The sequence below is a fragment of the Geodermatophilus sp. CPCC 205506 genome, from assembly GCF_051383635.1.
In the GTDB taxonomy this organism is placed as follows: Bacteria; Actinomycetota; Actinomycetes; order Mycobacteriales; family Geodermatophilaceae; genus Geodermatophilus.
Genome location: NZ_JALPKP010000006.1, coordinates 85,099 through 97,495 on the forward strand (window position 1 = coordinate 85,099; position 12,397 = coordinate 97,495).

A 12,397-nucleotide genomic window follows, 5' to 3' on the forward strand; every position below is an offset into this window, starting at 1 on the left:
GACGTGACGGACACGATCGCCGAACACGCCGCGCCCGACCTGCAGAGGGGCGAGCCCCTGGTCGAGATGGAGGACATCGGCAAGAGCTACGGCGCCATCCGGGCGCTGGAGGGCATCAACCTGAAGGTCAACGCCGGCGAGGTGGCCTGCGTGCTGGGGGACAACGGCGCCGGGAAGTCCACCCTCATCAAGATCATCTCGGGGCTGCACCCGCACAGCGAGGGCGTTCTCAAGGTCGACGGCCAGGAGCGTCGCTTCGGCTCGCCGCGCGAGTCCCTCGACGTCGGGATCGCCACGGTCTACCAGGACCTCGCGGTCGTGGGCCTCATGGAGGTGTGGCGGAACTTCTTCCTCGGGTCGGAGATCCGCAAGGGCAAGTACCCGATGGCGCCGCTGGACATCAAGACCATGCGGGAGGTCGCCGACGCCGAGCTGCAGAAGATGGGCATCGTCGTCAAGGACATCAACCAGCCCATCGGGACGCTCTCGGGTGGCCAGCGGCAGTGCGTCGCCATCGCCCGGGCCGTGTACTTCGGTGCGCGGGTGCTCATCCTCGACGAGCCGACGGCGGCGCTGGGCGTCAAGCAGTCCGGTGTGGTGCTGAAGTACACCGCCGCCGCGCGGGACGCCGGTCTCGGCGTCGTCTTCATCACCCACAACCCGCACCACGCCTATCTGGTGGGCGACCACTTCATCATCCTCAAGCTCGGCCGCCGGGTGCTGGACAAGAAGCGCTCGGAGGTCACGCTGGAGGAGCTCACCACCGAGATGGCCGGCGGTCAGGAGCTCGCCGAGCTCTCCCACGAGCTCAAGCGGTAACGGCCGCACGACGACGGCGCCCGTCCTCCCGAATGCGGGAGGGCGGGCGCCGTCGTCGTGCGCCGGTCTTCGCGCCTACAGCTTCGCGGCGGCGGCCCGCAGGTTCTCCGCGGCGAGGGCGAGGCCCTCCAGGCGGTCGAAGGCGGCGTCCTCGTGCTCGATGTTGACCGCCATGTCCGGGTCGACCTCGGCGAGGGCGCGGAGGAACCCGGTCCACCAGTCCACGTCGTGGCCGAGCCCGACGGCCACGAAGCGCCATGCGGGGTTCTCCGGCCAGGCGGTGCACCAGTACCCGTAGCCGGTGGGGACCTTGCCGGCGGCGTCGGCCGGCACGCGCGTGAAGGATGTGTCGAGCACGCCGCGGACGTCGACCCCGGGCGTGATCATCGCGTCCTTGGCGGCGGCGTGGAACACCAGCGGGCCGAGGTCCCGGATGCAGGCGACGACGTCCATGCCCTGCCACATCAGGTGCGAGGGGTCCATCTCCGCGCCGACGTTCGTGGCGCCGGTCAGCTCGACCAGCCTCCGGAGGGTCACCGGGGAGAAGACCAGGTTGTGCGGGTGCATCTCGATGGCGACCCGGACGTCGTGGGCGCGGGCGAGGGCGTCGATCTCCGTCCAGAACCCGGCGGCGACGTCCCACTGGTAGTCGAGGACGTCCAGGTAGACGCCGTCCCACGGGTTGACCACCCACGAGGGGTACCTGGCGTCGGGGTCCGAGCCGGGCGTGCCGGACATGGTCACGATGTTCTTCACCCCGAGCAGGCCGGCGAGCTCGATGGTGCGGCGCAGGTCCTCGGCGTGCTTCGGGCCGACGCCCGGCAGCGGGTTGAGCGGGTTGCCGTTGCAGTTCAGCCCGGTCAGCTCCATGCCACGGGCGGCGAACGTCTGCAGGTAGTCCCGGCGGGCCCGCTCGGAGGCGAGCAGCAGGTCGACGTGGCAGTGCGGGGAGGGGATGAAGCCCCCGGTGTTGACCTCGACGGAGGTCAGGCCGTCGGCCTGCAGCACGTCGAGGGCCTGCTCGAGAGGGCGGTCGTGCAGGCAGGCGGTGTAGGCGCCGAGCGTGAGAGCCATGGTGGTCGGCCTTCCGGTCGTGGTGGTCAGGCGGGCGGCGCGGGGACGGCGGGGTCGGCGGGCGGGTCCGGGCGCACCGACGTCACCTGGACGGAGGCGCCGTCGGACCGGGACGACCGGACGACCGCCTGGATGACCTGCATCGTGTGCAGTGCGTCGGCGAACGAGGCGTTGGCGGGCAGCGGGTCGGGCGTCCCGGCGATCTGGTCGAGGAACGCCCGGCACTGGTACGTGAAGGTCTCCTGGTTCCCGATGCCGACACCGGGGGCCTCCATCGGGTAGCCGCCGGAGAAGTACGGCATCTGCGGCCCCACGATCACCTGGCGGACACCCCGGGTGCGGGCGTCGGGCTGCGTGTCGTCGAACAGGTACTCAGCGGGCCGGTGGACGTCGAACGCGACGCGGCCGTCCAGGCCGTGGACGTCGAACCCCAGGCCGTTCGGCATGCCGAACGCGGTGCGGGACACGGAGAACGACCCGCACAGGCCGGACTCGAACCGCGCCGTGAACACGGCGGTGTCCTCGTTCTCGACCTCCCCGACCTCGTCGCCGACCGGCGCGGTGCCGTGCCCGACGACGGCGCCGAGGGGCAGCGGGCGCTTGGTGATCAGCGTCGACAGCGCGCCGCCGGACACCGCGACGATCGGACCGCAGAGCTGCTCCGCGGCGTCGATCACGTGCGCGCCGATGTCGCCCAGCGCGCCCGACCCGGGCTCTCCGCGGAAGCGCCAGGTCAGCGGACTCCGGGGGTCGCAGGCGTAGTCGCACCAGTACCGGCCGGAGAAGAGCGACAGCTCCCCGAGCTCCCCGTTGCGCACGTGGTCGCGGATCGCCGCGATCGCCGGCGACCGGCGGTAGGTGTAGCCGACCGCGGTGACGACGTCGGCCCCGGCCTCGAGGGCGGCCATGGCCTGCCCGTCCGCCATCGAGCCGGCCAGCGGCTTCTCGCACAGCACGTGCTTTCCGGCGGCGACGGCCGCCTCGGCGATCGGCCGGTGCAGCGCGTTGCCGACGACGATGCTGACCGCGTCGATCGAGGGGTCCGCGACGACCTCCTGCCAGCTGGACACCGCCTTCTCGAACCCGTACCGGCGGGCTCCGTCCCGGGCCAGCGGCTCGTTGGCGTCGGCGATCGCGGCCAGCCGCACGGGCGGCAGGCCCTCGCCGAAGACGGTGTTCACCTGGCGGTAGCCGGCGGCGTGGCTGCGCCCGGCCATCCCGGCGCCGATCACGGCCACGGACAGTGGCTGCTGCGACATCGCGGTCCCCTCTCGCGTGGACGGGGCACGGCGGCCTCGCCGGACCGGCACGCTCGCCGGAGCGACGGCGGTGGCCTCGAGGTGCTTAAAGCGCTTTAATCGGAACGCCGATCGCACCAGCCGGGCGTGGTGGTGTCAAGAGAGCGGGGTGGGTCCTGGCCGAGCAGGAGTCGACGCGGCGGCCGCGGCTGCAGGACGTCGCCGACGAGGCCGGTGTCTCGGCGGCGACGGCGTCCCTCGTGCTGCGCGGGGCGCCCGGCCCCAGCGAGGCCACGCGCGAGCGGGTCCTCGACGCGGCGAGCCGCCTGGGGTACCGGCCCGACCGCGGAGCCAGCTCGCTGGCCCGCCGTCGGAGCGGGCTGCTCGGCGTGCTCGTCGACGTGCACAGCTCCTTCCACGCCGAACTGGTCGACGAGCTCGACGCGGCAGCTCAGGAGGCGGGCTTCGACCTGGTCCTGAGCACGGTGACCCCGGCCCGGGACGAGGCCCGCGCCATCGAGACGCTGGTGGACTTCCGGTGCGAGGCGGTCGTCCTCCTGGGCCCCGAGTCTCCGCCGCACCGGTTGGCGCAGCTGGGGTCCGCGATGCCCGTCGTCGTCGTCGGCCGGCGCATCCCGTCGGCGGTGGCCGACGTCGTGCGGACGGCGGACGCCGACGGAGTCGCCCAGGCGGTGGCCCACCTGGCAGACCTGGGTCACCGGGACATCGCCTACGTCGACGGCGGGCGCGGGACCATCGCGACCGACCGGCGACGTGGCTATCGCACGGCCATGGGTCGGCTGGGACTGGCGGCGCACGCGAGAGTCCTGCCCGGGGACCACACCGAGGCGGCCGGGATGGCCGCAGCCTCCTCGCTGCTGCGCGAGCACGCGCTGCCCACCGCCTTCGTGACCTTCAACGATCGGAGTGCTATCGGCCTCATGGACGTGCTGACCCGTGCGGGCATCGGCGTGCCGGACGAGGTGTCGGTCGTCGGCTTCGACGACAGCCCGCAGTCCCGCTGGGCCCACATCGAGCTGACCACCGTCAGCCAGGACGCAGGGCAGCAGGCTCGGCACGCGGTCGCGGCGATCATGGAGCGCCGCAACGGGCGCGACGAGCCACGGGAGATCGTGCTTCCTCCGCACCTCGTCGTCCGCGCCTCGACCGGGACGGCGCCCGGGTCCTGAGGGGCCCTTCTCAGAGATCGAGCACCAGGCGGGCGGTGCAGGCCCGCGAGACGCAGATCATCATGCAGTCGTTGGCCTCCCGGGCCTCCTCGTCGAGCACGGAGTCGCGGTGGTCGGGGACGCCGTCCAGCACGGGCGTCTCGCAGGTGCCGCAGGTCCCTTCGGCGCAGGAGGAGAGGACCCCGACGCCGGCGTCCTCGACGACGGACAGGACGGACCGGTCCGGCGGGACGGTCAGCGTGAGCCCGCTCTGCGCAAGATGGACCTCGAAGGACTCGTGGAGCACTGGCTCGCCGAGCGGCCGGGCGGTGAAGCGTTCGACGTGGAGGGACCCCTTCGGCCAGCCCGTGCACCGCTGTTCGACCGCGGCCAGGAGGGGCTCGGGTCCGCAGCAGTAGACCTTCGTGTCGGGTCGCGGACGACCGAGGAGGCCGTCCAGATCCAGCAGTCCCGTCTCGTCCTGGGGGCGGACGGAGACCCGGGTGCCGTACGCGGCGAGCTCGTCCACGAAGGCCATCGAGGCACGTTGCCGACCGCCGTAGACCAGCTCCCACTCGGCGCCGGCCGCTTCGGCGGCTGCGATCATCGGCAGGATCGGCGTGATGCCGATGCCCCCGGCGATGAACAGGTAGCGCGGTGAGTCGACCAGCGGGAAGTTGTTGCGCGGTCCCCGGACACGGACGACGTCGCCGGCCTCGAGCCGGTCGTGCACGTGGAGGGACGCGCCGCTCCCCACGGGGTCGCGCAGGATGCCGAGGCGCCAGGCGTGGCGGTCCCCGGGATCGCCGCACAGCGAGTACTGCCGGGTGTGCACGCCCGGGATCACGAGGTCGACGTGCGAGCCCGGTTCCCACCGTGGCAGCGGGTTGCCGTCGACCTCGCGCAGGGTCAGGGCGACCACGCCGTCGGCGACGATCTCCTTGGCGTCGACCCGGACATCGGTCTCGAACTCGCGGGCGGCGAGGGTCAGCGTGGTGCTCCGGTGCTGCACGGCCTCCAGGTGGGGCTGGGCGGCCCACGCCCGCGTCCGCTCCGGCACCGGCGACGAGGACACGTACTCGATCGGCAGCCGGGCGAAGCCGCGGACCATCTGCTTGACCCACCGCTCGGGCATGCCCACGACCCGGAACTCGCCGCCGTCGAGGAGCGTCTCGAGCATGACCTGGGCCGTGAGCCGGGCCAGCGGTGCACCCATGCAGGAGTGGATGCCCTCGCCGAACGTGAGGATCTTGTTCTCCGCGGTGAAGACCCGGTCGACGTCGAAGGTGTCGGGGGCGTCGAAGACCCGCTCGTCGCGGTTGGCCGACGCCATGAGCACCATGACGCGCGAGTCGGCCGGGATGGTCACGCCGGCGACGGTGACCTCGGTCGTCGTCTGCCGGGACAGGTTCTGCGCGGGGCTGTCGTAGCGCAGCACCTCCTCGACGAAGTTCCTGATCTTCCCGGGGTGCTCGGCCAGGTGCCGCTGCAGGACCGGGTACCGGTCCAGTACGGCGATGCAGTTCGACAGCAGCGCGGCCGGCGCGTCGGTGGCGGCCGAGAGGACCAGGTGCGCGAGACCGACCACCTCGGCCGTGGCGACCTTGCCCTTGTCGACGCTCTGGAGGATCTGCGTGATCGCGTCGGGAGCCGATGCATCGATGCCGGCCGCGAGCTCCGCGCGACGGCGCTCGACGATCTGGGCGAGGTGTTCCTCGGACTCCCGGTTGGCGGCCGCGGCGTCGTCGGGGATGCCGAACTTGCCGACGGTGCGCGCCATGGCCCGCCACAGGTGCTCGATGAAGTACTGGGTGTCCGACAGCGGGGCCCCGGCCAGCCGGAGCGCCACGTTGAAGACCAGGGGCAGGGCGACGTCGTGGACGAAGTCGCCGCGGCCCTGCTCGCGCATCAGGCCGAGCAGTCGGCGGGACTCCTCGCGGATGCCCTCCTGCATGGCCAGGATCTCCCGGGCACCGAACGAGCGCCGAATCGCCTCCCGCAGGACGGTGTGCCGCGGCTGGTCGTAACAGACCAGCATCCCGGTGCCGTAGGAGTCGTGGGTGCCGTCGATGTCGTTGCCCAGGGCGTTGACGAGGTGCTCGTGGTCCTTGAGGCAGGCGGAGACGTCCTCGTAGCGGGAGACGACGTACAGGTCCCGGCGCTCGTTGTAGTACACCGGCGCGTGGTCCCGGAGCTGCCGGTAGAGGTCGTAGGGGTGCTCGTACACCGGGTACGACAGCGGGTCGTAGTACACCGCAGGGGTGCCCGGGGTGGTCGCGGACGGCGGAAGGGACTCGCGGGTGAGCGTCATGAGCGGCCTCGGCTTCGTCGGTTCCGCCGGTCGGTGGCGGTGGATCGGGAACGGGGGAGCGGCGCGGCCTGTGGGCGCCCCGGGGGAGCGCCCACAGGCCACCGGGGGTCAGCGCAGTCCGGACTCGATGTCCTCGGCGATCTCGCCGATGTTCGACTGGTCGATGACGACCGGCCCCGTCGGCACCGGCTGCTGAGCGCCGATGACGCTCTGGTTCCGGTGGTACAGCCACAGCGTGTCGACCGAGAGGTAACCCTGGAGGTACGGCTGCTGGTCGATGGTGAAGGCGACGCTGCCGTCCTCGAGCAGCGGGATCAGGTCGCTGTTGAAGGCGTAGGTCACCACGTCGACGTCGCTGCCCGTCTCCTGGACGTTCTGGGACACCGCGACGCCGAGCTGGGGGCCGAGCGTGACGACGGCGTCGATGGTGGGGTCCTGCTGCAGCTTGGCCGAGACCGTGGAGACGTACTGCGGGAGATCGGTGCCCTGTGCGTAGAGCTTCTCGACGGTCCCGTTGAACGTCGCGTCGAGGCCCGCGCAGCGGTCCTCCAGCTGGATCTGTCCCTGGGCCTGGAGCACGCACAGGGCGTGGGTCGCACCGCGCTCGTTCAGCTCGGTCCCGGCGAACTCGCCGGCGAGGACCTCGGGCTCGCCGTAGAAGGCGAGCGCCCCCGTCGCCTGCCAGTCCCGGTCACCGGCGTTGAAGACGACGACGGGGATGCCCGCGTCCACCGCCTTCTGGACGACCGGCGACAACGCGGCGGGATCGGGCATGCTCACCGCGATGCCGTCGACCTCGCTGTCGATCGCGTTCTGGATCAGCGTGGACTGCTCGGGGACCGAACCGGAGCTGGAGTACTGGAACTCCACGTTGTCCTTCGCGGCCGCCTCCTCCGCCCCCTTGATGATGACGTCGAAGAAGGCGTCACCCTCGGGTGCGTGACTGATCATCGCGATGGTGATCCGTGGCGTGTCGGCGGTGGCGCCCTGCTCCTGCGCGCCGCCGCTGCTGCTGCACGCGGCGGTGGTCAGCACGAAGGCGGTCGCGATGCCCGCGGCCGCACGCTGTTTCCGGGAACCGAACATCGTTGTCCTCTCGTAGCGCCGGGGGTTCGTCGAGCGGTCCCGGCCGTGGTGGATGGCGTCTCGCTGCGCTCCTCGCCCGATGGACGGCGGCAAGACGGCCACGGGACCAAGCCTGTGCTAGAGCGCTCTAGCGTGTGGAAGTGTGACGGCAGGCACACGGCTGGGTCAAGAGTTTGTTCTTACATCCTGACAGTGGGGAGTTGGCGTGAGCGACGGCAGCGACAGGCGAGCGGGGAGACGGCCCACCTTGGAGGACGTCGCCGCGCACGCCGGCGTGTCCCGTGCCCTGGTCTCCATCGTGATGCGGGGCGTGGCCGGTGCCAGCGACGAGACGCGCCGACGGGTGCAGGAGGCGGCTGCGAACATCGGCTATCGACCCGACGCGCGGGCGCGACTCCTCGCGAGCGGGCAGTCGCGACTGCTCGGCGTGGTCTTCGGCATGTCCGGCCGCTTCCACCTCGAGCTGCTGGACGGGCTCTACGTGGCCGCGGGCGCGGCCGGCTACGAGCTCATCCTCAGCGCCCTGACCCCGAGTCGGGACGAGCGCCGGGCCGTGGAGACCCTGCTCGACTTCCGGTGCGAGGCGGTCGTCCTGGTCGCGTCGGAGATCGGCGCCCCCGTGCTCGCCGGTCGGCTGCCCGTCGTCGTGATCGGGTGGGGGGTGGACGACCCGTCCGTGGACGTGATCCGGACCTCCGACGCGGAGGGGATGCTCCTGGCGGTCGACCACCTGACCCAGCTGGGGCACCAGCGCATCCTGCACGTCGACGGCGGGCCGGGCTCGGTGTCGACCAGTCGGCGCCGCGCCTACCGCGCCGCCATGCGTCGGCACGGCCTCGACCGGTACGTGCGCGTCGTCGGCGGTGGCATCAACCAGGAGGACGGCGTCACGGCCGCGCGGTCCCTGCTCGCGCAGGAGTCGCTGCCGAGCGCGGTGATCGCCTACAACGACGACGTCGCGACCGGCCTGCACCAGACGCTGTTCCAGGCTGGCGTCCCGGTGCCCGGGGCCGTCTCGATCGTGGGGTGGGACGACAGTTCGCTGTCCCGCCTGCCGCACCTGGACCTCACGACCGTCCGGCAGGACGCCGCGGAGATGGCCCGGCTGGCTGTCGACCGCTGCGCGGCGCGACTCGCAGCGGACCCGATCGCCGAGCGGGACCTGGTCCTCTCGCCCCGACTGGTCATCCGCAGCTCCACCGGCGCGGTGGGCCGGCATCGGCCGACTTCGTCCTGACAAACCGTTGACAGTGACGCCGGTCACCGGTCACGCTGGGTCTTGAAGCGCTTTAAACGCGCGACGCGTCGATCGACGCCCCCCCTCGCCGCCCACGCGCCCGCGGAGACCGCCATGGCCAGCACTGCCACCGCCATCGACTACAACCCGTTCGCCCCCGACTTCTACACGTCCGACCCGTTCGCGGTGTACCGGCGCATGCGGGACGAGGCGCCCGTGTACTGGAGCGAGCGGTGGGGGTGGTACGCCCTGACCCGCTTCGAGGACGTGCGCGCCGCCGCGCTCGACGCGGAGACGTTCCTCAGCTACGAGGGCATGGACATCGACGACAGCCGCCTGGAGCAGGTGCCGCCGGGGTCCATCGGCAGCATGGACAACCCCCGGCACGACCAGGTGCGCTCGGTGGTGCAGCCGTACTTCCTGCCGCGCCGGATCGCCGGGCTCGAGGACGGCATCCGCGCGGTGGTGCGCGAGCTGGTCGCCTCCTGGCGGGACCGCGGCGCGGTGGACCTGGCCCAGGAGCTCGCCTGGCCGATGCCCTTCGACGTGTTCTTCCACCTGATGGGCCTGCCGAGCCGGCACGAGAAGGACCCCGTGGAGCGGGCGCGGCGCGACCAGCTGGAGCACTGGACGCACGAGCTGAAGGACCGGGTGCCCGGCACGCCGCACCTCACCCCGGTCGCGCGGGCGGCCACCGCCGGTGTCCAGCAGTACTTCATCGACCTGCTCGACGACCGCCGCCGGTCCGCGCGCGACGACGTCGTCACGAAGTTCGTGCAGGCCGACATCGACGGCGTGCCGTTCGTGGAGGACCGGGTCACGCCGGACTCCGAGGTCAGCGGCCTCATGATGATCCTCTTCCTGGGCGGCGTGGAGTCGACCGCGGGGCTCACCGGCACGCTGTTCAAGCTGCTCGCCGAGAACCCCGACCAGCGGGAGCTGCTCCGGAAGGACCCGTCGCTCATCCCGAATGCGATCGAGGAGGCGATGCGCCTCATCACCCCGCTGCAGCTCACCGCCCGGACGACGTCGCGCGAGGTCACCCTGCACGGGGTCACCATCCCGGCCGGCGGCCGCGTCGTCCTCATCCCCGGCGCGGCCAACCGCGACGAGCGCCAGTTCCCCGACCCCGACCGGTTCGACGTCACCCGGCCCCGCGGTCGCCACCTGGGCTTCGGCGAGGGTGTGCACGGCTGCCTGGGTGCGCCGCTGGCCCGCCTGGAGGCGCGGATCGCGCTGGAGGAGGCGCTCCCGGTCCTGGGCGACTACGAGCTCGCCGGTCCGCCCGGCTTCTACCCGAGCTCGCCGAACATGTACGTCTGGAAGAACCTGCCGGTGACCTTCGGGTCGTCCCGGGCCGCCGCCGGACGTCGTCCGCACGTCGAGGAGGTGCACCACCGGACGACCAGCGTCACCCTCGCCACCTCCGAGTTCGAGGCCGAGGCCCGGGTGGTCGCCAAGCGCCCGGCCGCCGACGGGGTCGTCACCCTGACGCTGCGGGAGGTCGGCGGCGCCCCGTTGCCGCGCTGGGAGCCCGGGGCGCACGTCGACCTCGTCCTCGACGGGGCACCCACCCGGCAGTACTCGCTGTGCGGCGACCCCGCCGACCACTCCGCGTACCGCCTCGGGATCCTGCGCGACCCGGACGGCCGCGGAAGCTCCCTGTTCGTGCACGACCGCCTGCAGGAGGGCGACACCGTCCGGGTGCGCGGCCCCCGCAACAACTTCCCGCTGGTCGACTCGCCCCGGTACCTGTTCATCGCCGGCGGCATCGGGATCACGCCGATCCTGCCGATGATCCGGGCCGCGGAGGCCGCCGGTGCCGACTGGGAGCTGGCCTACGGCGGCCGGCGCCGGGCCTCCATGGCCTTCCTCGACGAGCTGGCGCGCCACGGCGACCGGGTGACCGTCCACCCGCAGGACGAGGTCGGGATGCTCGACCTCGACGGGCTGCTGGGCGAGCCGCGTCCCGACACGAGGGTGTACTGCTGCGGCCCGGAGCCGTTGCTGGCGGCGGTCGAGGCACGCTGTGCCGCGTGGCCCGCGGGGGCGCTGCACGTCGAGCGGTTCGCCGCCAAGCCGCTGACCGAGCCGGTGCGGTCGGACACCTTCGAGGTCGTCCTCGCGCAGAGTGAGCTCACCCTGCCCGTGCCCCCGGAGCGCTCCATCCTCGAGGTCGTGGAGGCGGCCGGCGTGGGCGTCCTCTCCTCGTGCGCCGAGGGCACCTGCGGCACGTGCGAGACCGGCGTCCTCGAGGGTGTGCCCGACCACCGCGACTCGGTGCTCAGCAGCGAGGAGCGGGGAGCCAACGACTGCATGATGATCTGCGTCTCCCGCTCGACGACGCCGCGGCTGGTCCTCGACCTGTAGGCGGCCCCGCCCTCCCTCAGCGGGGCGGGGCGGTGGTGCTCCGGACGACGAGCCGCGGTGGGACCACGAGCTCACGCTGCTCGACGGCCGCCCCGTCCAGCCGGCCGATGGCGCGCTGCACGGCGAGGGTGCTCAGCTGCCCGACGTCCTGGGCGACGGAGGTGAGGTCGACCGAGGAGAGCCGGGCGATCCGGCTGTCGTCGTAGCCGACGACGCTCACGTCCCCGGGAACGGCGCGGCCGGCGCGGCGGAGGACGTCGAGCAGCCCCAGCGCGCAGCGGTCGTTGAACACCGTCACGGCGCCGGGCAGCGGTCCGCCGAGGAGCTCCCGGGCCGCGGCGGCGCCGTCGTCCTCGGTGAGCCCGCCGGGCACGACGCGAGCCGCGAGGCCGTGCCGGCGCACCGCCTCGTGGTATCCCCGGCGCCGTTCGGCGGCCCCCGGCGCCCGGCCGCCGTCGACGTGCACGACCTCGCGGTGGCCGAGCTCCACCAGGTGGTCGACCGCCAGGTGCAGCCCCTCGTCGTCGGCGGTCCGGACGACGTCGACCGCGGTGGACCGGACGGAGCGGGCGACGACCACCACCGGCAGGCGGGCCGCCAGGTCGGCGAGCGTGGCCGTGGGGGACTGGGGGCCGAGCAGCACCAGTGCCTCGCAGCGGTCGCGGAGCAGGCTGTCCACCGCCCGGCGCTCGTCCCGTCCCGGTGTGACGGCGCTGAGCGCCAGCTCGTACCCGGCCTTCTCGGCCGCGTCGTACAGCCCGGTCAGCAGGTCGCCGTGGAAGGCGTGCTGCACCCCGAACACGACGCCCACGAGGCGGCTGCGGGAACTGCGGAGCAGGCGGGCGCGGGCGTCGGGCGAGTAGCCGATCTCGTCGGCCGCGCGCCGGACCCGCTCGCGGGTTGCGGCGCTGGCACCGGGCACGCCCCGCATGACGATCGAGACCAGCGCGGTGGAGACGCCGGCGCGGGCCGCGACGTCGGCGAGCGTCGGCCTCCGGTCGGGGCCTCCGGGTGTCACGCGGTCAGCGTAGCGCCGATCCCCTAGAACGTTCTAGGCCCGTCCCCTTGACGGGGAGCGTGGCGGGCGTCACGC

9 protein-coding genes are annotated in these 12,397 nt (G+C 72.7%); 4 read left to right on the top strand and 5 right to left on the bottom strand.

The features are described from left to right. The first annotated feature begins 3 nt into the window (after positions 1–3). Positions 4–819 carry an ATP-binding cassette domain-containing protein gene (locus tag MY520_RS05225; protein WP_436690781.1) on the top strand — a complete coding sequence of 272 codons (816 nt, stop codon included), beginning with the start codon at positions 4–6 and terminating at the stop codon, positions 817–819. Between the two features lie 75 nt (positions 820–894). On the opposite strand, the gene MY520_RS05230 is transcribed toward MY520_RS05225, so the two are convergent. Both MY520_RS05230 and MY520_RS05235 read right to left on the bottom strand, forming a co-directional pair. Next, positions 895–1,893, bottom strand: a complete 999-nt coding sequence (locus tag MY520_RS05230; protein WP_436690783.1) for a sugar phosphate isomerase/epimerase family protein — start codon at positions 1,891–1,893, stop codon at positions 895–897. A gap of 26 nt (positions 1,894–1,919) precedes the next feature. Continuing rightward, positions 1,920–3,152: a Gfo/Idh/MocA family protein gene (locus tag MY520_RS05235; RefSeq protein WP_436690785.1), complete on the bottom strand. Its 1,233-nt coding sequence runs from the start codon at positions 3,150–3,152 to the stop codon at positions 1,920–1,922. Positions 3,153–3,340: 188 nt separating this feature from the next. Here MY520_RS05235 and MY520_RS05240 point away from each other — a divergent pair, with 188 nt between their 5' ends. Continuing rightward, entirely contained in the window at positions 3,341–4,321 is a 981-nt protein-coding gene (locus MY520_RS05240) for a LacI family DNA-binding transcriptional regulator (protein ID WP_436690910.1), read from the top strand. Positions 4,322–4,331: 10 nt separating this feature from the next. Here MY520_RS05240 and MY520_RS05245 read toward each other — a convergent pair whose 3' ends face one another. Further along, positions 4,332–6,611, bottom strand: a complete 2,280-nt coding sequence (locus MY520_RS05245) for a cytochrome P450/oxidoreductase (RefSeq protein ID WP_436690787.1) — start codon at positions 6,609–6,611, stop codon at positions 4,332–4,334. Between the two features lie 108 nt (positions 6,612–6,719). Continuing rightward, positions 6,720–7,697 carry a substrate-binding domain-containing protein gene (locus MY520_RS05250; protein WP_436690789.1) on the bottom strand — a complete coding sequence of 326 codons (978 nt, stop codon included), beginning with the start codon at positions 7,695–7,697 and terminating at the stop codon, positions 6,720–6,722. A 247-nt stretch (positions 7,698–7,944) separates the two neighbouring features. Here MY520_RS05250 and MY520_RS05255 point away from each other — a divergent pair, with 247 nt between their 5' ends. Next, complete coding sequence (locus MY520_RS05255) at positions 7,945–8,934, top strand: LacI family DNA-binding transcriptional regulator (RefSeq protein ID WP_436690791.1); 990 nt, start codon at positions 7,945–7,947, stop codon at positions 8,932–8,934. A 114-nt stretch (positions 8,935–9,048) separates the two neighbouring features. Further along, positions 9,049–11,304 carry a cytochrome P450 gene (locus MY520_RS05260; RefSeq protein WP_436690793.1) on the top strand — a complete coding sequence of 752 codons (2,256 nt, stop codon included), beginning with the start codon at positions 9,049–9,051 and terminating at the stop codon, positions 11,302–11,304. A gap of 16 nt (positions 11,305–11,320) precedes the next feature. Here MY520_RS05260 and MY520_RS05265 read toward each other — a convergent pair whose 3' ends face one another. Continuing rightward, a complete protein-coding gene (locus MY520_RS05265) occupies positions 11,321–12,322 on the bottom strand; it encodes a LacI family DNA-binding transcriptional regulator (RefSeq protein ID WP_436690795.1) in 1,002 nt (333 codons plus the stop codon). Between the last annotated feature and the right edge of the window lie 75 nt (positions 12,323–12,397).

Bases quoted from the DNA above. Each gene is read 5' to 3' on its own strand.
- MY520_RS05260 (WP_436690793.1), top strand. From the start codon at position 9,049: ATGGCCAGCACTGCCACCGCCATCGACTACAACCCGTTCGCCCCCGAC.
- MY520_RS05230 (WP_436690783.1), bottom strand. From the start codon at position 1,893: ATGGCTCTCACGCTCGGCGCCTACACCGCCTGCCTGCACGACCGCCCT.
- MY520_RS05245 (WP_436690787.1), bottom strand. From the start codon at position 6,611: ATGACGCTCACCCGCGAGTCCCTTCCGCCGTCCGCGACCACCCCGGGC.
- MY520_RS05250 (WP_436690789.1), bottom strand. From the start codon at position 7,697: ATGTTCGGTTCCCGGAAACAGCGTGCGGCCGCGGGCATCGCGACCGCC.
- MY520_RS05235 (WP_436690785.1), bottom strand. From the start codon at position 3,152: ATGTCGCAGCAGCCACTGTCCGTGGCCGTGATCGGCGCCGGGATGGCC.